Origin of the sequence: Pontiella desulfatans, from assembly GCF_900890425.1 — a bacterium.
GTDB classification, from domain to species: Bacteria; Verrucomicrobiota; Kiritimatiellia; order Kiritimatiellales; family Pontiellaceae; genus Pontiella; species Pontiella desulfatans.
In genome coordinates this window covers 4,084,004-4,103,856 of the sequence record NZ_CAAHFG010000001.1, presented here as the reverse complement: position 1 = coordinate 4,103,856, position 19,853 = coordinate 4,084,004, and the positions used below count along the sequence as shown (strand labels likewise).

At 59.1% G+C, this 19,853-nt stretch carries 15 protein-coding genes and 1 riboswitch; of the genes, 8 read left to right on the top strand and 7 right to left on the bottom strand.

The genetic code is table 11. From position 1 onward, the window contains the following. Positions 1–3 precede the first annotated feature (3 nt). Positions 4–2,283, bottom strand: coding sequence for a S8 family peptidase (locus E9954_RS14510; protein ID WP_136079865.1), 2,280 nt, complete (start codon positions 2,281–2,283; stop codon positions 4–6). A gap of 463 nt (positions 2,284–2,746) precedes the next feature. Here E9954_RS14510 and E9954_RS14505 point away from each other — a divergent pair, with 463 nt between their 5' ends. From E9954_RS14505 to E9954_RS14475, 7 genes are all read left to right on the top strand, one after another. Continuing rightward, complete coding sequence (locus tag E9954_RS14505; RefSeq protein ID WP_136079864.1) at positions 2,747–4,894, top strand: autotransporter outer membrane beta-barrel domain-containing protein; 2,148 nt, start codon at positions 2,747–2,749, stop codon at positions 4,892–4,894. A 15-nt stretch (positions 4,895–4,909) separates the two neighbouring features. Beyond that, complete coding sequence (locus E9954_RS14500; protein WP_136079863.1) at positions 4,910–6,280, top strand: zinc metalloprotease; 1,371 nt, start codon at positions 4,910–4,912, stop codon at positions 6,278–6,280. Then, on the top strand, positions 6,277–6,696 hold the full coding sequence (locus E9954_RS14495; RefSeq protein WP_136079862.1) for a hypothetical protein: 420 nt from the start codon (positions 6,277–6,279) through the stop codon (positions 6,694–6,696). Before E9954_RS14500 ends, E9954_RS14495 begins: the two co-directional genes overlap by 4 nt. A 166-nt stretch (positions 6,697–6,862) precedes the next feature. Next, positions 6,863–8,878, top strand: a complete 2,016-nt coding sequence (locus E9954_RS14490) for a tail fiber domain-containing protein (protein WP_136079861.1) — start codon at positions 6,863–6,865, stop codon at positions 8,876–8,878. 415 nt (positions 8,879–9,293) lie between these two features. Further along, positions 9,294–11,231, top strand: a complete 1,938-nt coding sequence (locus tag E9954_RS14485; protein ID WP_136079860.1) for an autotransporter outer membrane beta-barrel domain-containing protein — start codon at positions 9,294–9,296, stop codon at positions 11,229–11,231. A 17-nt stretch (positions 11,232–11,248) separates the two neighbouring features. Further along, on the top strand, positions 11,249–12,733 hold the full coding sequence (locus tag E9954_RS14480) for a M12 family metallo-peptidase (RefSeq protein WP_136079859.1): 1,485 nt from the start codon (positions 11,249–11,251) through the stop codon (positions 12,731–12,733). 11 nt (positions 12,734–12,744) lie between these two features. Then, positions 12,745–13,164 (top strand): hypothetical protein, encoded by a 420-nt coding sequence (locus tag E9954_RS14475; protein ID WP_136079858.1) that lies wholly within the window; start codon positions 12,745–12,747, stop codon positions 13,162–13,164. A gap of 4 nt (positions 13,165–13,168) precedes the next feature. On the opposite strand, the gene yaaA is transcribed toward E9954_RS14475, so the two are convergent. Further along, complete coding sequence (gene yaaA, locus E9954_RS14470; protein WP_136079857.1) at positions 13,169–13,927, bottom strand: peroxide stress protein YaaA; 759 nt, start codon at positions 13,925–13,927, stop codon at positions 13,169–13,171. Positions 13,928–14,021: 94 nt separating this feature from the next. On the opposite strand from yaaA, the gene E9954_RS14465 reads away from it, so the two are divergent. Next, positions 14,022–14,885 carry a TRAP transporter TatT component family protein gene (locus tag E9954_RS14465; protein WP_168442270.1) on the top strand — a complete coding sequence of 288 codons (864 nt, stop codon included), beginning with the start codon at positions 14,022–14,024 and terminating at the stop codon, positions 14,883–14,885. Here the strand turns inward: E9954_RS14465 and E9954_RS14460 are convergent. From E9954_RS14460 to E9954_RS14440, 5 genes are all read right to left on the bottom strand, one after another. Further along, complete coding sequence (locus E9954_RS14460; RefSeq protein WP_136079855.1) at positions 14,877–15,761, bottom strand: alpha/beta hydrolase family esterase; 885 nt, start codon at positions 15,759–15,761, stop codon at positions 14,877–14,879. The genes E9954_RS14465 and E9954_RS14460 overlap by 9 nt on opposite strands. 3 nt (positions 15,762–15,764) lie before the next feature. Beyond that, positions 15,765–16,910 (bottom strand): homoserine O-acetyltransferase MetX, encoded by a 1,146-nt coding sequence (gene metX / locus E9954_RS14455; RefSeq protein ID WP_136079854.1) that lies wholly within the window; start codon positions 16,908–16,910, stop codon positions 15,765–15,767. A 60-nt stretch (positions 16,911–16,970) separates the two neighbouring features. Further along, positions 16,971–18,233 (bottom strand): O-acetylhomoserine aminocarboxypropyltransferase/cysteine synthase family protein, encoded by a 1,263-nt coding sequence (locus E9954_RS14450; protein WP_136079853.1) that lies wholly within the window; start codon positions 18,231–18,233, stop codon positions 16,971–16,973. A 200-nt stretch (positions 18,234–18,433) separates the two neighbouring features. After that, a riboswitch (SAM riboswitch) is annotated at positions 18,434–18,540 on the bottom strand. A gap of 172 nt (positions 18,541–18,712) precedes the next feature. After that, the gene (locus E9954_RS14445; protein WP_136079852.1) at positions 18,713–19,459 is read right to left on the bottom strand and encodes a pseudouridine synthase; all 747 of its coding nucleotides are present in this window, start codon (positions 19,457–19,459) and stop codon (positions 18,713–18,715) included. A 69-nt stretch (positions 19,460–19,528) separates the two neighbouring features. Then, on the bottom strand, positions 19,529–19,684 hold the full coding sequence (locus tag E9954_RS14440) for a small basic protein (protein ID WP_136079851.1): 156 nt from the start codon (positions 19,682–19,684) through the stop codon (positions 19,529–19,531). Between the last annotated feature and the right edge of the window lie 169 nt (positions 19,685–19,853).

Genomic DNA, 19,853 nt, shown 5'->3' with positions numbered 1-19,853 from the left:
TCATCAGGGTTCGGCGGTCTTGTAGAAGAGGGCGTCGTTGGTTGGCAGCTGCTCGCTGAACCATGCGTTGCCGGCACCATCGAGGGTCAGGCGCGCCCGGTCGATCCATTGTTGTGCACCAAGGCTGGGTGCAGCGCTAAGCTTAAAGCTTTGATAGGCCTTGCCCTGGAAGCCGATCTCGACCATGCCATTGTTCACCACAAGGTTTGCCTGGACGGACTGGTCGTTGAGCACGGCGGATACCGCCCTCCATGCATTGACACGACCGGCGCCGGTCTTGTTGTCGAAGCCGGGCTCGCCAATGTCGTCCGCCGTGGTGCGCAGGATGGCCTTGACCTCGGCCGGTGTAAGCGAGGGACTGGCGGTCAGCATGAGCGCAACGATGCCCGCCACCTTCGGGGTGGCGGAGGAGGTTCCGCTAAAGTCATGGGTATAGTCGGCGTCGATGCCCGAGCTGCCGGAGTTGTATCCGCCGGAACCCTGGATGTCGGTGGTATAGCTCCAGGTGGTGGGGGCGCACACATCGGGGCCGCCGTTGTTCGCATAGCTCGATCCCCAGTCAAACTGCCCATCGCTACTGGCTGCGCCCACGGGTTCGTCGGTGGGGCTGGAGCCCCCGACGCAGATGATGGCCCGGTTGGTGGCCAGGGAGGCGGGAAAGGCCACATGGTAGTTGTTTGGGGAGGTGAGCGGGCCGTTGCCGGCGGCGAAAAGCAGGATGCAACCGGCGGCGATGGCATCGTCGATCGCGTCCTCGATATCGGTTGAATAGGCGTCGTTCCATCCCCAGGAGTTGCTCAGGATTTTGGCGCCGTTCGCCACGGCCACATCGATGCCCTTGGCCAGGGAGGCGGTGGAATCGTTGCAGGCGACCGCCATGATCCCGACGCCCGGGGCCGTGCCGATCACTCCAATTCCATTGTTGCGGATGGCCCCGGCCTCGCCGGCGCAGGCGGTGCCGTGTTCGTGCCGCGGGCCACCGCCCGGGGAACCGTCGTCCTCGTAGCCCGCAACGATGTTCAGGTCGGGATGGGTGAGGTCGACGCCGGAATCGACGATGGCGAGCACAATGCTACTGGAGACTTCCGGCACCAGCAACCAGGCCTCGGGGGTGTGCAGGTCGTTGGCATCGTTGCCCAGCCCGGCAATCTGGCCCGTGTTGCGGTGGCTCCATTGACGCGCGGCGTAGGGGTCGTTGCCCGGTGGAGCGAGGTCTACATCGGTTGTGGCGACGAGGCGGATGTCGTCGAGGTAGCATCCCTCGCGCGGGGCGTTGCCGTCGGACTGCCAGGAGAAGCAAAAGTAGGTCTGTTCCGTGAGCAGGTTGGGGGGGACACGGTACAGCACTTTTCGCCAGCCGTCTTGCGTGGTTTCGTCGAGGGTCATGTCGTCGGTATGATCGACGAAAAGCTCCCGGGCATCGGCCGAGCTGGAGGCATTGTCGAAAACCGAGAGCATGGGGAAATCGCCGCCGACTTGGTTGACGGTGTAGAACCATGCCTCGATGTAGACTTCCTCATATGGGACGAGATTGTACGTGGGCGAAACCAGCCAGGCCGACATGTTGTTGTCCGCCGGTCCCGGCGCGGGGTAGTGGCTTTGTGCGCAGTAGAGCGAATAGGAACCTCCGTGGGAGCGGTGGGACGTGCCAAACCACGTTGCCGGGGAGGTGCCCCTCGATTCGCTTGTCCACCCCCCGAGGCCGGATTCGAAGTCGAGGGATGCCAGCGTTGTCCAGACCGGCAGCGAGCTAGCCGCCTCAACCAGGGCGTAGGCCGGCGCCGGGGCTGGATCCGGGCGGAGAAGGGGAACGGAGGAGGCGGCATTGCGCTCTTCCGGCAAAATCATGAAATTGGGTTCCGCGAACTCGATTCCATCCAACTCCGAAAGGGCGACCGAAACCGGGAATGCGCGCCCGCCGGATGGTTTGTCTATCGTTACGATAAAGCGGTCTTTGCGGTGGTGACTAATGGCGACCAAGCCCTGGTCGGCGCCAAATTGCTGCAAAAACTGCTCCGCTTGCTCCGTTGTTGTGGCGACTTCGAATCCAACGATCACCTCGTCGGTTGGAACGAAGGTCGATAGGCCCAGCTCAAATACCGGTTGCCAAGCGGCCTCGGTTTCCACGGCGGCGGCCTGTTCCTGCTGCACAATCCGCCGGACACTCGGTTGAAGTGCAACTTCAGCCCCCTTGAACCGGTAGCGGTATTCCTCCGCCTGGCAAAATACCGCGCCGGCAAACAGGGACAAGCAAAGCAATATGCACCTATTTTCGTTTTTCACCACCAACTCCTTATTCCTTGAATTGTCGGGGATGATAAGTCTTGCGTGATCAAATTGGAATTGTTTTTTAGTTTTAATAAGCTTGGGGTTGGACGCGGTTGGCACTCCATTCGGCGGCTGACTGTTGCCTGGGCGATCGGTTGCGGACCATCAAGCATTGCCACGCATTGAACACACTTCGGAAGGGTGCAACTTTGCTCCAACTCTTTTGATAAAGAAGATGTCAAATTGAAATTAAATTGCATGGCTTTATTGTTTTGACAAACGGTGGACTGGGTTGTATCCGTTCTCAACGGCTGAAGCGGAAAGGTAGCGGATCGGAAATCTCTGGATTCCGAACGGTCGCTCAGCCCGTCGCCCGGTTGGTTCTGGTTCGTTGCCGTTTGTCGATGCCGGAAAGTGCAGGCAGGGTGCCTGTGCGTATGAATTAACCTGCATTACTGCTGGCATACGGGAGGGCAGAATGAAGACGGCAACACATCGGGGAATCCGTTCCGGATTCCTGTTTACAATCATCACCACACTCGCACTATTTGCGGGAACCTACGCATTCGCGCAAGGCACGGCATTCACCTACCAAGGCCAGCTCGACGATGCCGGTGTTCCGGCGAACGGTAACTACGACATCCGTTTCTCGGTTTGGAATGCATCGTCCGGGGGTTCCCAGCTCGCGGGGCCGACGACCTACGTTGGCGTCCCGGTAGGCGGCGGCCTTTTCACCGTGCAGCTCGATTTTGGTTCGAGCGTATTCTCCGGAGCAGACCGCTGGTTGGAAATCGGGGTGCAGACGAATGGGGGCGGTGGATTCACCACGCTTGCACCGCGCACCAAGTTCACCTCCACCCCCTATGCCATCCAGGCCATCACGGCAGCCGGTGTTCCAGCCGGAGCGATCGGCTCTTCGGAAGTGGTCAACGAAAGCCTGACCTCGTCTGACCTGGGGCCGAATTCCGTCGGGACGTCGGAAGTCATCGACAACAGTTTGCAGGCGGTGGATCTTGCGCCCAACTCGGTGTATGCTTCCGAAATCGGCACCGATGCCGTCGGTGCATCCGAAATTGCCGCAGGCGCAGTGGGCACGGCCGAGATTGCCGATGCCAACGTCTATGCCGTGGATCTGGCCAACGACAACGGGTCGTTGTCGAAGGTGACCTCGGGTACCATGACCGACTCCGGTACGACGATCGGTATAAACACAACGACCCCCGACGCGGTGCTGGATGTGTATGGAACGGCCTACATCAGTTCAACTACGGACGGCATCGTGAACATCGGCAACTCTGCCGGATTCCATCTCACATTGGACAACAACGAACTCCATGGACGGAATGGAACCAATCCTTCCGATCTTTACCTGAACGACTTTGGCGGCGATGTCTACATCGGCCAAAGCACACTCCGGGTGGATACGGATCAAGACGATGTTTATGTCGTCGATCGATTGACGGCTGGGTATTTCGTCGGCAACGGCTCCGGTCTCAACAACATCGGCACAGCCGCAGTGGCGGATGGCTCGCTTACAACGGATGACCTGAACCTAACCAGCGTCGATGCCCGCTATGTCGAGGTGGCCGGAGATACCATGACGGGCGACTTGCTTCTATCCAGTGCAGGGAACTCGGCGGATCTCTATATTAACAACGACTATCCGTTCATTTTTTTGGACTCGGACAGCGGTAACGCCGGCCTGAGCTTCAAAGACAATGGAACCTACACGGGATGGCTATATGTACGGGCAACCGACAACGTGCTTGCCATGAGCGCGGGAGCGGAATCGGGCGTGGTGAACGACCTCACCATCCATCCGGATGGACGCGTTGGCGTCGGCCGCGTGGCGACCGCGGCGAAGTTCGAGGTGGAGGGCGATGTTGATCTATACGACACCGACATCGATATTTACGCGACCGATGGCAGCAAGAGTGTAATGATTAATGGCGACACCGCGGGAGCGGTTTACCTATACAACACCGATGGCGACCTCCGTCAGTATACCTATGCATCCACCTACGGCTACTCGTACTATTATAATGATACCGGAAACAGCAGTATCTATATTAGTGGCGACGTCTATGACGGAGGATACATGCGGCTGGAAAATGCCGCCGGTTCCAGCCGGGTCTTGCTGTATGGAGATTATTTGGGCACCGGCGACGGGCGGGTTATTACGGACGAACTCCAAATAAACGGCGGTTCCGATCTCTCGGAGCAGTTCGACATCGACGGGCATTCGAGCAAGGTGGAGCCCGGCATGATCGTCTGCATCGATGCGGATAATCCGGGCAAACTGGTGGTCAGCGGCAAGGCCTACGACCGCACGGTGGCCGGCATCGTTAGCGGAGCGGACGGCGTGAAGCCGGGGTTGCTGATGCAGCAGGAGGGGACGGTGGCGAGCGGTGAATATCCCGTGGCGCTGACCGGCCGCGTCTACTGCAAGGCCGATGCCAGCCAAGCGGCCATCGAACCCGGCGACCTCATCACGACTTCGGATCTTCCAGGGCACGGCATGAAGGTGGACGACCCTTCCCGCGCGCATGGCGCCATCATCGGCAAGGCCATGACCGGGCTGGAATCCGGGCAAGGGCTGGTTCTCGTTTTGGTCTCGTTGCATTAACCGGAGCGACACGCCATGAAAACATGCACAAATAGCATAGCGCGGCTGCTCTGCCTGCTGCTGATTGCAGCCATACCAGTTCGGCAGGTTTGCGCTCTTGAACTGCCCATTCGGGTCTCGGTCAACTTTATCCTCGACGCATCGGACAACCGCCCCGCCACGGGCGACCTCAACACCGATGCCGAGGTGAACGACCAAGTGACGCGGGCCAACGAGATCCTCGCCGAGAACGGCACGGAATACAAATTCCAGTTGCTGGGCATCAACGAGGTGTTCGGGGAAGAGGAATTCTACAATCTTCCATCGGGTGGCAACAACGGGGCCAACCGCGATGCGATTCGCGACGCGGCCATTGCCGACCCGACCACATGGCATTGGAGAACCGATGCCATCAACATGTATATCAACGGGAACGATGTGGGTTATAGCGCCATATCCGACTTCCCGCCGAACAACAACATCGTGCTGTTCAACCAGTACGCATACGATCCGCTCATGTTGCATGAAACCGGGCATAGCGTGAACCTGTACCATACCCATTCCAGCACCTTGCCGAACGGGGATGGCTGCACCGACACCTTGCCCGATAACCAGAACTGGACCCGGGATCAAATTGCGCAGAATTCATACGCGTTGAATTACGACGATTGCTCGGCGGCGCAGAAGGCCTTGGTGGACAACACCTGGGAAAACCTCATGTCGTACCACGACGTGGACAACACCCACATCATCACCCCGCAGCAAAACAACCGCATGAGCGACCAGACCTATGACGACCGCAACTGGTTGCTGACCGGCACGCCGGTCTACATCAAGGACGGGGCGACGGCGACGGGGGCGAATGGGTCGTGGGACAATCCATATCCCACCATCCAGTCGGCCATCAGTGCCGGGCAAGCCAACAACCGGACGCTGGTGCTGATGGCCAGCGGCTCCCACGACGACCCGGCATCGGTGATCGATACCAACACGGATCTGATCACCCGCCAAGGCTCCTCCACCATCCAGGGAAAGGAGCGGGATTACGAGTTGGGGCATAACCTGGAAAACTCCACCAACACGGCGGTGGCGGTGCAGGTGGCCCTGGCGCAGCGGCTGACGCGCGAAGGCGACGACGAAGGATCATTGGCCGCGATCCGCCGGGCGGCGGAGCTTGCCAAGGGCAAGGACCGCCATGCCTTGTTGATCGAGATTGCGGCCCGGCTTAAGGCCAAGGAGGAATTCGACGAAGCCGAAACCTTCTATGCCAAGGCGGCCGCCGAGTCCGATCAACCCGGCCTGAAGAATCGCTTCGGGAAGAAGGCCGAGAAAATGAAAGTACTCAAGGCCAGGAAACTCGAACGCGAGAAGGAGAGGACGGCGGAAGCCGAGGAGGAACAGCCATGAAAAAACAAACTCTAGCAATCGCCATCATCTCAACCGCATTGGTGGCGTTGGCGCAATACTCCATCGATTGGTCGACCCTCGATGGCGGTGGCGGGGCGATGTCCGGCGGAAGCTACGCGCTGCGCGGCACCATCGGCCAGCCCGACGCCGGCAACATGGATGGCGGCAACTACGCCGTCCGCGGCGGTTTCTGGGTGCCGCAGGCCGTGCAGGTGGCCGGTGCGCCATGGTTAACCATTGCCGTGGACGGCGTGGCGAGCGTCGAGGTGTCGTGGTATCCGGCCGATCCCAACTGGGTGCTGCAGGAAACCTTCAACCTGCAAAGCAACTGGGTGGATTCCGCCAGCGGATCAACCAATCCGGTTTCGATTCCCGCAACCGAGGCGGCCCTGTTCTACCGGCTGAGGGAGCTTTAAAACAGTGGAATTTCGGGCGCGCCATGCCGGTGCGCCCGGAGCCCCATGTTGAGCGAACGCGATGGGAAATAGGGGCCGGTGCTGTTTTCCGGTTCCGGAATATACAGGCATTGCGCCTGTGCGATAGGGTTAATCCGCAGTGCTGCTGGATACGGGAGGGCAGAAAATGAAAAAGGCAAGTCAGCGGGGAATCCGTTCCGGATTCCTGTTTGCAATCACCACCGCACTCGCATTGTGTGCGGGAACCGGCGCGCTCGCGCAAGGCACGGCATTCACCTACCAGGGGCAACTCGACGATGGCGGCCATGCGGCCGACGGTTCCTACGATATGCAGTTCAAGGTATGGACGGCTTCGGCGGGAGGATCGCAGGTTGGTTCCACCCAAACCGCCATCGGCATGCCGGTTGAGGGCGGCCTGTTTGCGCTGGAGCTTGATTTTGGGTCGGGCATCTTCACGGGAGCTGACCGTTGGTTGGAGATCGGCGTGCAGACCAACGGCGGTGGCGGATTCGCCACCTTGGTGCCGCGCACCAGGTTCACCTCGACTCCCTATGCCATTGCGGCGCTCTCGGCACAGGCCGCGGCAAGCGATCCTGCAAATTCGATTAGCTCCTCGGAAGTGGTCAACAACAGCCTTACATCGTCGGATCTAGGGCCAAACTCCGTCGGCTCGTCGGAGGTTGTCGACAACAGTCTGACGGCTGACGATCTTCAGGCGGGATCCGTGGGGGCTTCCGAAATTGCTTCGGGTGCAGTCGGTGCATCCGAAATCGGGAGTTGGGCCATCTCTGATGGCCACATTCATGCGGATGCGGCCATTCTGGGGGATAAGATTGTTGGCGGCGACCTCAAAGCCGGGCGCTTGAAAACGGGACAAGGCCACACGCTGTTTGGTTCGATGGCAACGATCGCCGGAGGGGAGGCCAATACGGCCAATGGCACTGCCGCCGCGATCGGCGGAGGAAAGAATAACCGGGCAAACGGAAGCCATGGTGCGGTGGGTGGCGGATTTGCCAACCTGGCCGATGGCGCATATGCGGCCATGGGAGGGGGCAACATGAACCGTGCAGACGGCGAATCCTCGGTTGTGGGAGGCGGGCAGGAAAACAGTGCCGGTTGGATATACTCCACAGTGGGCGGAGGCTGGTCGAACAAGGCCGACAGGTCATCGGCAACGGTTGGTGGCGGGGCAATGAATGTTGCTTCGGGTTCTTCGGCCGTGGTGGGCGGGGGGCATCTGAACACGGCCTCGGGATTTGAAGCGCACGTTGGCGGGGGGAGGGAAAATGCCGCAGTGGGGAGTTTCTCTTCTGTTGCCGGTGGCAAGGAAAATTCTGCATCGGGCGACAACGCAACCGTTGGGGGGGGTGAGCGAAACGAAGCGCTCTACTATGCGACGATCGGCGGGGGCATTGGCAATGTCGCTGCAGGTACGTGCAGCTTTATTGGTGGAGGCTCGGCCAATGTTGCATCCAACGACTACACGACGGTTGGGGGAGGCGTTTGGAACGAAGCAACCCGCAACGCGGCGGTGGTCGGCGGGGGCTGGGACAACCAGGCCACCAACAGCTTCGCGACGGTGCCCGGCGGAACCGGGAATGCGGCGGGGGGCATATGCAGCTTTGCGGCGGGAAACTATGCCAAAGCCCTTCACGAGGGCTCATTCGTCTGGGCCGACTATCAAAGTGTACCCTTCTATTCGACCGCGAATAACGAATTTGCGGCCCGCACCACCGGCGGTGTTCGTTTCATCACTGCGGTGGATGGAACGGGTACGCCAACCCTTACCGTTTATTTGCCGGCCGGCGGACTGGCCTGGAGCTGGACGAGTGATCGCAACCTCAAGGAAAATTTCCGTCCGATCGATCCGGTGGAGATTCTGCAAAAGGTAGCGGACTTGCCGGTGTCGGAGTGGAATGTTGTGTCGCAGGATCCCGGCATTAGGCACGTGGGGCCGATGGCCCAGGATTTCCGGGCCGCATTCGGCCTGGGCGAGGATGGCCTACATATCAATGCAAGCGATGCCAATGGCATAACCTTGGCCGCTATCCAGGGGCTGAACCGTAAGTTGGAACAAAAGGATGCGCAAATTCTGCGGATGGAACGGGAGCTGGCTGAACTCAAGCGAGCGGTTCATGCCCTCGGTGCGGAAATGATTTTGGAGCCTATCGGGAAACCCTAGGCCGGGTGCTTTTTCTGCCGCCAGGCGACAACTGGCCGTTGGCGTTCTGGGCGTGTGAAACAGGGTGGGTATGGTTTGGAAAGGGCGGCTATCGTTGCGATCGCCGCCCTTTTTTTCGTTTAAAACAAGGGGGGATGGAAAGCGCTTTTGGAATCCCGTGCATTTTTTTAATAATTATAATTGAGTGCGTATATCTTATGTAAAAATAAATTATTTTAATTAGACAAGATGTAAACAAAGGCGTAATGCTCCTCCCGTTGATCGGAAGAAAAGGGCCTTTTTTTAACCGAAATTTTGAGCTCTGTTCAAAGGTTCACATCGGTAGGCAAGCCATGCCCAATGCTTCCACGAGTGCAGGCGTCAGCCTGTGTCATGAGTCGGTAAACTTGAGTTATCACCTAAGGGAGGGTTGATAATGAGTACTAGAGTTCAAGATGGAATCCGGAGCGGATTCAAATCAGCAATCGTTGCAACGGCCGCACTGTTTGCGGGCACCTGCGTTTATGCGCAAGGCACGGCGTTCACCTACCAAGGCCAACTCGACGACGTCGGTTTTCCGGCGGATGGTAGCTATGATCTTCAATTCAAGGTTTGGGATTCGTCCGTTGGAGGTGGGCAGGTTGGAGGCACCCTCAATCAAATCGGCCTTCCCGTGGATGGCGGCTTGTTTTCCACCGAACTGGATTTCGGTGCTGTTTTCAACGGCGCGGACCGGTGGTTGGAAATCGGGGTGCAGACCAATGGCGGCGGTGGATTCACGACGCTCGCGCCGCGCACCAAGTTCACTTCGGCTCCGTATGCCGTCCGCGCAACAATCGCGGCCAGCGTGGCTGGTGGCATCAACGATGCGGATTCGAATCCCGCCAACGAGCTGAACACCAGCGTCGGGCTTGCGGGCACCACGCTGCAAGTCACGGATGCCGGCGGAACAAAGAGCGTGAACCTGGCCGCGCTGGTGAACGATGCCGATGCGAGTGCCTTTAACGAACTTAACTTCAGCGCCGGATTAACCGGTAGCACGCTGGGCATCACGGATGCCGGCGGAACGCTGAACGTTGATCTTTCACCGTTGGTGGACGACGGCGATTGGGCCTACTTCCTAGGAAGCGGTCTAAGCGGTTCGATCTACCGCAGTGGCGATGTGGCGCTGGGGCAGTATACCGATCCGGACGGCCATGGCCTGAACGTGCAGCAGTACACTGGCGGACATGGTGCCGTGCGGGGAGCAGATGGGTCTGGCGGCAGTGTGTATGCCGAAGGTTTGCTGGGCGTCTTAAGTCCAACCTTGGCGCCCGTTAGTTTTCCCGTCAGCACGGTCGTCAATGCCGGTGTGGTCGGCATCAAGCACGACCTGGGTAGCGACGGGGCCGCCGTTGCGGGTTGGAACAAGGATTCCGGCAACGTCAACTATGGCGCCGCGTTCGTGGCCGACGGTGCCGGAACGCAAAACATTGCGCTCTATGCCCGGGCCGAAAACGGTGCGGAAAACCTGGCCGGTTCGTTCGAGGGCGGCGTTGCTGTCGATGGCAACATGGCTATCGCTGGAGACGCGTCTATCGATGGCCTGGTGGTGATCTCCAACTCACTGACCGTCTTGGAACTTCATGCACCTTCGAATCCTATTCTCGAAATGCATGGTGGTGGGGATCGGAAGGCGTGGAGCCAAGCCTACAACGATGACTTGTATATCGGCACCGATCAGCCAGGTTCCATTATCCTGTATCCGGACTTCACAACCGCCCTGGTGGCCAATGACAGTGGACAGGTGGGCATCGGTACGGCGTCAACCTTTACCGAGTTAACGGTCAATGGTTCGGTCGGTTTCCCGAACAGCACCGATCCCATGCTGTATATCAATGAGTCCGGTACCTTTAATGCTCCCCGGGCCGTTGCGTCCCACTCACCGACCTATCCAGGCTGGGGAATGTTCTATGATGACACCAAGGACTCATTCGTATTCAGCTCGGACTCGACGAACGAAAACGCTGTCGCGATGGAGGTCGCTATCGGTGGCGATTTCGTGACGATCAACACCCGCACGCGGGCAAGCGGCTATGAGCTTTCCGTGGATGGGCAGATTGCCTGCGAAGAGGTGCTGGTGCAGGATTCGGGCAGCTGGCCGGACTATGTCTTCGAACCGGACTACAACCTGCGTTCCCTGGCGGAAGTCGAGGAGCACATCAAGGCCAACAAGCGCCTGCCGGGCATCCCCTCCGCCGAGATTGTTGCGGAAGAAGGCCTGTCGATCGGGCAAATGCAAAAGCGCATGATGGAAAAGATCGAGGAACTCACGCTCTACACCATCAAGCAGGAAAAACGCATCGCCGAACTCGAAGCCCGGTTGGTCGACTAGCCGGAGGAGGCATTGCCATGAAAACTGCAATAATTCTTAATCTAATGCTGGGGGTTGCGCTGGCAACGTGGGCAAACGAGCCCCCTCCTTCGCTCTTCCTCGGGCAGGGCGATGCGGTGATGTCCGCGCCGATGGAAGCCTTCGCCCAGCGGATACACATGCGGGCCACCACCAAGCGCATCCGAACCGCCGTGCTGAACAGGGCTTCGTTGGCGGCCGATGCTCTAACACTGAACCCGTTTGCGGATACGCCCATGGTGGCCGACAAAACCGATATCGGTTTCACCGGGGCGCGGAACAAAACATGGCTCGGCAACCTGCGCGATGGCAAGGGCAGTGTGGCTCTGATCATCAACGGCGACCGGATTAGCGGGAAGATAGCCTCCATGGATGGGGTTTTCGAATTGTATCCCATGGACGATGGCGCAGTGGCCATCGTCGAGTTGGATCAATCGGCCTTCCCGTCGTGTGGCAACGACGGCTCCGCCCGGCCAACCCGGGCGACCAGCCTTCCGGCAGACGCCGGCGATGCGGTTCCCGACGATGGGCCGCAAGGCGATGGCGCCCTGGGCGATACGCCGACGGCCAACCGGATCCGGATCCTGGTGGCCTACACGTCCAGTAGCCAGGCCAAAACCTTGGCCGACTACAACCGCACGATGCAGGAGCATATCGACCTGGCGATCGCGGAGTCGAACCAGGGCTATGCCAACAGCCTTGTGGCGGCGCGGCTGCAGCTGGCCTGCCTCTACGAAACCGGAGCCACGGAAACCACCGCCATCGAGAACGATGTCGATAATTTCCAAAGCAACGGGGACGGGTTTGCCGACGAAGTGCACACGTTGCGGAACGAATACGATGCCGATATGTGCTGTCTGATCGTGGATGGCCGCGACACGGCCTGGTGTGGTTGGGCCTATGGTTTCGACTACACCTCCGCCGCCAACATGTTCCAGTGCACGACGTATAGTTGCGCCACCGGCAACTATTCGTTCATTCACGAGTTCGGGCACTGCCAGGGCTGCCGCCACGACACCGACGGCACCTTGACTCCGTTCGCCTACGGCCACGGTTTCCGGCAGGGGAACACCACCTGGCGCACCATCATGGCGGTCACGGGGGGCAACTCCGCCACACGGTTGAACTATTGGTCGAATCCCGCAGTCAACTCGCCGGTCTCGCCCACGGTCGCCATGGGCACCGCCATCAACGGCGCCAACTTTGCGCAGGACAACGAAAGCGCACTGGATGACGGCGATGCCACCGTGGTCAACCACCAGACCACGCCCGTCACTTCCGTGGCGCTGAACGGCAACACGGTGAACAACGACGAGACGGCCGATAAGATCGTGACCGATACGCTGACTGTAGGAAGCTTCACGGCCAATGCCGGTTCGCGTGTCCGCTTGATCTCCGGCAACAAGGTGGTGTTGCAGCCCGGCTTCCATGCCCGGAGCGGCACGGAAACCCGGATCAAAATCGGCAGTCCGCTGACCAACTGAGGAGGATGGACATGAAAATCAAACTAATAGCTTTCGCTGTGTCGGTGGCCGCCCTGGCCGCCATGGCGCAGTATTCCATCGACTGGTCGACGATCGATGGCGGCGGCGGAAACTCCGCCGGGGGTAGCTATACCCTGCGCGGAACCATTGGGCAGGCCGACTCCGGCAACATGGCCGGCGGTTCCTATGCCGTCCACGGCGGCTTCTGGGTGCCGCAGGCGGTACAATCCGCCGGGGCCCCGTGGCTGGACATTGTGGTGGATGGCGGAACCAATGCGGTGGTTTCCTGGCTTCCCGCCGATCCCGGTTGGATTTTGCAGGAAACCTTCAACCTCCAGAGCAACTGGGTGGATTCCGCCAGCGGATCAACCAATCCGGTTTCGATTCCCGCAACCGAGGCGGCCCTGTTCTACCGGCTTAGGGAGCTCTAGGGCGCTAGCGTTCCGGGCGCGTGAAACAGGGCGCGTCCGGTTTGGAGAGGGCGGCTGCGTAACGGTAGCCGTCCTCTTTGAAGTTCAGCAGGCCATCGGCATCCTTCACGCGGTTTTCGATGATGAAGCGCGCCATGGTGCCGCGCGCCTTCTTGGCGAAGAAGCTGATGATTTTGAACTGGCCGTTCTTTTCATCCTTGAAGACCGGCGAGACGATCGGTTTGTCGAGCGTGCGTTTGTCGATGGCCTTGAAATATTCGTTCGAGGCCAGGTTGACCAGCAGGTCGCCCGGAGTCCGGTTGAGTTCTTCGGTGACGGTCGCCTTCCAGAACTCGTAGAGATTCTTTGCGCCGCGCGTTTCGAGCGGACGGCCCATTTCAAGGCGGTAGGGCTGGATCAGGTCGAGCGGTTTCAGCAAACCATATAGGCCGGACAGGATGCGCAGGTGGTTTTGGGCATAGGTCAGGTCGCGTTTCTTGAGCGAAGACGCGTCGAGCCCATCGTAGACATCGCCGGTGAAGGCCAGCACCGCCTGCTTGGCGTTGGCGGGGGTGAAGGGCGGTTGCCAATCCTTGAAGCGCTGGCGGTTGAGGTCGGCCAGTTTTTCGCTGACCGCCATGAACTCCATCAACTCGGCCTTGGACATTTTCCGCACCTTGGAAACCAGCTTCTGCGATTGGTCGAGGAATGCCGGTTGCGTGAATTCGGCAACCTTGCCCGGTTCCATATCCATGCTTTTGGAGGGGGATAAAACAACGATCATTTGAACTCCTTTCTTTGCAATGGGCACAACGTACCGTGTTCAAAACATGAAATCAAAGGCTTCTCTTCGTTCAAAAAAGGTGTACAACGCATTCATGAATGCGATTAATCCTCTCCTCACCAGTTTAGTCCTGTTTTCGTTGTGCGGTTGCATTTCGGTTCCTTCCCCCCAAACCCAGCAGGGGGCCGGCCATCGGCACAACGCATCGGGTTCCCGCGAAGCAGCCCTTTCCCAGATCAACCAGGCCACCGATGCCGAACAGGTCGACCAAGCCATTGAGGCCTTGGAAAAAGTGCTGGAACAAGACACCACCGACCTCGAAATTTTGGCGAGGTTGAGCAACCTTTATATTTTCAAGGGGGCGGCCTACGAAACGAGCGTGCGCAAGAAAAAGGCAGCCTATGTCAAGGCGCTGCACTTTAACGAGATTGCCATGATGACGTCGCCGGAGTTCCGTCGGGAAATCGAAGCTGGAAAAAAAACGTGGGACGCCGTCGCCGTGCTCGATGAAACATATTTGCCCGCCATGAGTTTCTGGGTAACCGCGCTCTTTTATCAATTCGATGAATGCCTGAATAAAACGCTGAAACCTTTCAACCTGCGCTGGGTGCGCCGGGCGGAGCAGGTTCTGGCGCGGGCCTATGCGCTCGGTCCGGACTGGGGCGGCGGCCAGCTTCATTTCACCTATGGCATCTACTATCTCATGCCGGCCATTGCCGGCGGCGACATGGAAAAATCGGAAGCCTATTTTGAAAAGGCGGTGGCTTGCGGTCCGGACTGGTTGCTGAACCGCTGGGGCCGGGCGCGATACTACTATGGGAAGACCGGGGACCGCGCCGCCGCCATGGCCGACCTGCAATGGGTGCTAGCCCAGGATGCGGCGCAAGCCCCCGGCCCCGTTTTCTGGAACCTCTATTGCCAAAGCGACGCCCGCGAGTTGCTGGAAAAGCTACAGTAGTCGGTACGGACGGAAAAAATTCCAGATCACTTTTGCGGCATCATATCCGCGCATGGCTTCTGGAGCGTCCTCGCGGTTGGTGAACCAGGGCCCCGGCCACATATGCCCCCAATCTTCGAGGAACTCGACCCGTACTTCCGCCGTTGTGCCATTGTTGCTGTTCCAAAACCTCTTGGCCGCTGCCACCGAGGCATAGTGGCGTCCATTGGCTTTTGCCGGGCTCGCGCCACCTTGGAGCGGCACGATGTCGTCGGCCTTGCCGTGCAGGATCATGATGGGTAGGGGGCGCGTCGGCTGCGGAGGCGTCCATGCATCGTCTTCGCCTTCAACGGTGCTGTCGATGGCTGCGGCGAATACGGCTGCGGCGGCAAGGCGTCCGGTTTGTTCCGCCGCATAACGGTAGGCCATCATGCCTCCGTTTGAATAACCGATCAGATAAATGCGGTTTTTGTCGATGGGGCACGCCTGTACGGCATTGTCGATCACGGCGCTGATGAAGCCGACGTCATCGACGTTGTCTTTTGCCGCCTTGCCACAGCAGTGCCCGGCATTCCAGTGCTGAAGCTGACCGAACAGGCCGATGCCGTTGGGATAGGCCACGCTGAATCCCTCTTGGTCGGCCAGTGCGCTGAACCCGCTTTGCCGTTCCATCTCCTTCGCCGTACTGAATGCGCCATGTAGCACAACAACGAGTGGCCAACCGTTGGGTGGCATCGTTTCGGGAATATGCAGAAGATAGCTGCGGGACAGTCCGTTGAACTTGATGTCCGTTTTTCGTTTGTAGGTGCCGTGTTGCCATTGCTCTCCTGATCGCATGGGACTCTGGCAGGAACAGAGCAACAAGGCGAAGGCGCTGGTGGCAAGGGAATAGTTCACGGGCTACTCTTTTTCAAGCATATGCTTTATGGAGGCGGAATAGAGTTCGGGTTCGATGAGGAAGGAGTCGTGGCCCTTGTCGGATTCCACCGTAATATATTCCGATTTCACGCCCGCCTTAACCAGCTCTAGATGGATGGCTTCCTGTTCCTCGGGATAGAAGCAGACATCGGAGCTGATGCTGAAGACGAGGTATTCCTGATCGCGGCAGCCTTCAAACAGGTCGTCGTAGGTGGCGCATCCCGAGTCGAGCAGCAAGTTGAAGTTGCTCCATCCGGAAATCAGGTTGAGGTAGGTGTTGGCATCGAAGCGCCGCACCAGCTTGCGCCCTTGGTGGAGGATGTAGGATTCGAGCGGCGTCTTGATCTTGTACCATGAAAATTCGTCCTGCTCCTGTTCGCACTTGTCGGTCATGCGCGCCTCCATGTCGTGCAGCGAGACAAAGGTCTTGTGCGAAATCATGCGGGCCAGCGCCAGCCCGCGCAGCGGGGCGGGGCCGTCATAGTAGTGCCCGTTGCAGAAGTTGGGGTCGTTTTCGATGGAGAGGATCTGCTCCAGGTTGTGCACCCGCGTGAGGGTGGTCGAGTGCAGGCCGCAGGCCACGGGAATGATGCGGCCGACTTTTTCCGGATAGCGCGTGGCGAAATTCATGGTCAGCAATCCGCCCAGCGAGGAGCCGACCACCGCGTGGAAACGGGCAATGCCCAACTCGTCGAACAGCGGGAGCTGCGAGTCGACAATGTCGCCGAAGGAAATCTGCGGAAAGTCGCCGCCGTAGGGTTTGCCTCTTTCCGGATTGATGGAGGCGGGGCCGGTGGAGCCGTAGCAACCTCCGAAAAAGTTTGCGCACACCACGAAGAACCGGTCGGTGTCGATCGCTTTGCCGGAACCGACAAACCCATCCCACCAACCGGGCTGGCACTCGTCCGTCCATCGGTCGCCGATGCCCGGAACTGCGGGGTTGAAACCCGCAACGTGCTGGGATCCCGTAAGCGCGTGGAAGACCAGGATCGCATTGTCCTTGGCCTCGTTCAGTTCGCCGTAGGTTTCATAGGCGAGTGTAACGGGGCCGAAGTCGGTGCCGTCGTGCAGCACCAGTCGCGATTCCTCGTCTGCGCCGTAGGTGAAAAACTGTGTTCTAACTTCCATTGCATCCCCACAAAAAGGCCACCCCCGCAGGGATGGCCCTGTATTCCGGTAACCGGCTGATTAGATCTTTGCCAGAGCTTGGTCAATATCAGACAGGATATCGTCGATATGTTCAAGCCCTACGGAAAGGCGGATCAGACCGGGGGTGATTCCGCCGCCCGCCTGCTGCTCCGCGGTGAGCTGCGAGTGCGTTGTGCTGGCCGGGTGGATCGCCAGGCTCTTGGCATCGCCAACGTTCGCCAGGTGCGAGAAGAGTTCGAGGGCTTCGATAAACTTGCGGCCGGCTTCTTCGCCGCCCTTGATCTCGAAGACCACCATGCCGCCGGCTCCGTTGGGCAGGTAGGTTGAAGCCTTATCATCATAACCCGCATACTTGACCCACTCGACCTTGTCGCTCTTCTTCAGGCGTTCGGCAACAGCCAGACCGTTCTCGGAGTGGCGCTCCATGCGCAGGCCGAGGGTTTCGATGCCCTGCAGCGCCATCCAGGCGTTGTCCGGCGAAATGCACGCGCCGAGGTTGCGCAACGGGACGAGCCTCATGCGCAAAATGTAGGCGAGCGGCGCCAGGTCGCCGAGATCGGTGGCGTAGCGGATGTCGTGGTAGCTCGGATCCGGCTCGGAGAGCAGCGGATGCTTGCCGGTTGTCCAATCGAACTTGCCGGAATCGACCACCGCGCCGCCGATGGCGGTGCCGTGGCCGCCCAGCCACTTGGTGAGCGAATGCACCACGATGTCCGCGCCGTGTTCAAGCGGGCGCAGCAGGGCGGGGGTGGTGAAGGTCGAGTCGACAATCAGCGGAATGCCGTGGGCGTGCGCCACGTCGGCAATGCCTTGGAGATCGACCAGTTCCAGCGCGGGATTGCCGATGGTTTCGCAGAAGACCGCCTTGGTCTTTTCGTTGATCGCCGCTTCAAAGTTTTTTGGATCGGACGGATCAACGAATTTCACGTTGATGCCCATGGAGGGGAGGATGTCGTTGAACTGCGTGTAGGTGCCGCCATAGAGATTGTTGGCCGAAACAATCTCGTCGCCTGCCTGCGCCAGGTTGATGATGCTGTAGAAGATGGCGCTGGTGCCGGAAGCGAGGGCGAGGGCGGCCGCGCCGCCTTCAAGCGCGGCAATGCGCTGCTCAAGCACGTCGGTGGTCGGATTCATCAGACGGGTGTAGATGTTGCCTAGCTCTTTCAGGGCGAATAGGTTGGCCGCATGTTCGGTGCTGTCGAAGCGGTAGGCCGCCGTCCGGTACAGCGGAACGGCTTGCGATTTCGTGGTGGCTTCCGGGGTGTAGCCGGCGTGCAGGCATTTCGTTTCCAGTTTGCTCATGGGTTTCTTTCCTTTCCGTTTTTAGAACCACAGATGCACGCAGATTTCAAATGGAAGTAAAAACAAAACTCCCTAATTGGAGGGCGGAGTCTTGAAGCAAACAAGCCATCATCATTCGTGTCAATCCGTGGTTCACAATTTTCCATGGCGGAGTGGGGGATACTCTGAGGAAAGACACCGAACATTTTCCCTTTATGGGGAACACATCGTTGCTTTGCGCAGCAAAGCCTGGCCTTGGCACCTTAGCGAGTTCTCAGGTTGCCGGGCGATCTCAGGGCCAGTTCCCTCACGCCGCTCTCAATGTTTAAATATGAGCAACACGGTAGTGTTTTGCGGGAATTAGTCAAGCGGGTTTTACGGGGTTTTACTAACCCTTGATCCGTCGCGGTATAGGGGGGCGAGCGAGTCATTCCACTTCCACGCGCTGAATATCGCTGTCACGTCTGTACTCACGATCGTGAGGACGGACGTGATTGATATTATTGGCCGTTGCTCCCTTTTTTCTCTGCAATGGCCTTGCGGAGCAGCTTGAGTTCGGCGGGTTTGGCGCGGCGCCATTCGCCGGGTTTGAGCTCGTCGAGCCGGATGGGGCCGATGGCGATGCGCATGAGGCGGAACACCTTTTTGTCGAAGTGCTCCATTAGGCGGCGAATGTGCCGGTTCTTGCCTTCGCCGAGGGTTATGGTGTATTCGACACCCTGTTTGGTGTGGCGGCCTTCGTCGATGGCGAGCACGCGCAGGGTTTCGCCGCCATTGGGGATGCCGCGGGTCATTTTCTTGAGCTGGTGGTAGCCGAGAGGTACGTCGATCCATACCTTGTAGATTTTTTCCACATGGTGGCTCGGGTGCATCAGGGCGTGGGCGAGGTTTCCGTCGTTTGTGACCATGATCAGCCCCTCGCTCATGAAGTCGAGGCGGCCGACGGTGTAGACGCGTTCGGGGAGGTCGTCGAGCAGGTCGAGCACGGTGGTGCGCCCCTGCGGGTCGTCGGAGGTGCAGATGACCTTCGGCGGTTTGTTGAGCAGGATGGTGACGGGCGGTTCCTTGGCCAGGGTTTGGCCGTTGCAAACCACGGTCTGCGTGTCCGGGGCCACCTTGGTGCCGAGCTCGGTGACGGTTTTTCCGTCAACACTAACCCGTCCGGCGGTGATCAGCGTTTCGCAGAAGCGCCGGGAGCCGAGGCCGCAATCGGCCAGGTATTTCTGAAGTCGTATCTGTTCCTGCATGGGGCACCTAATAAAAAAAAGCACTCCCGGCTGCGCCTGGAGTGCTCTGCAAATCAATCCTACTCCGAATTAATCTTCGGGCTTGGTTTTCGGCAGGCCGTGTGCGCGGTCGCCTTCTTTCCAACGTCCGTCTTTCTTGAGGCTTTCGATTCGCTCGAAACGCTTGAGAACGTTGCGTTTGGTGCGGATCTTCGCCGCGCCTTTCAAACTGCTATGCATGGACATGATAAACTCTCCGTCGTTGGTTTTTCAAAAATGATCGCGGAACTTAACCCCTGATGGTGGGGATGTCAAAGACTAACCTTGGCATTTTTTAGAATTGGGTCTGGCCCGTCGGGCGGTTCCGGGAAATGGCCGAAAGCAAAAAAAAGGCTCCCCGAAAGGAGCCCCCTTG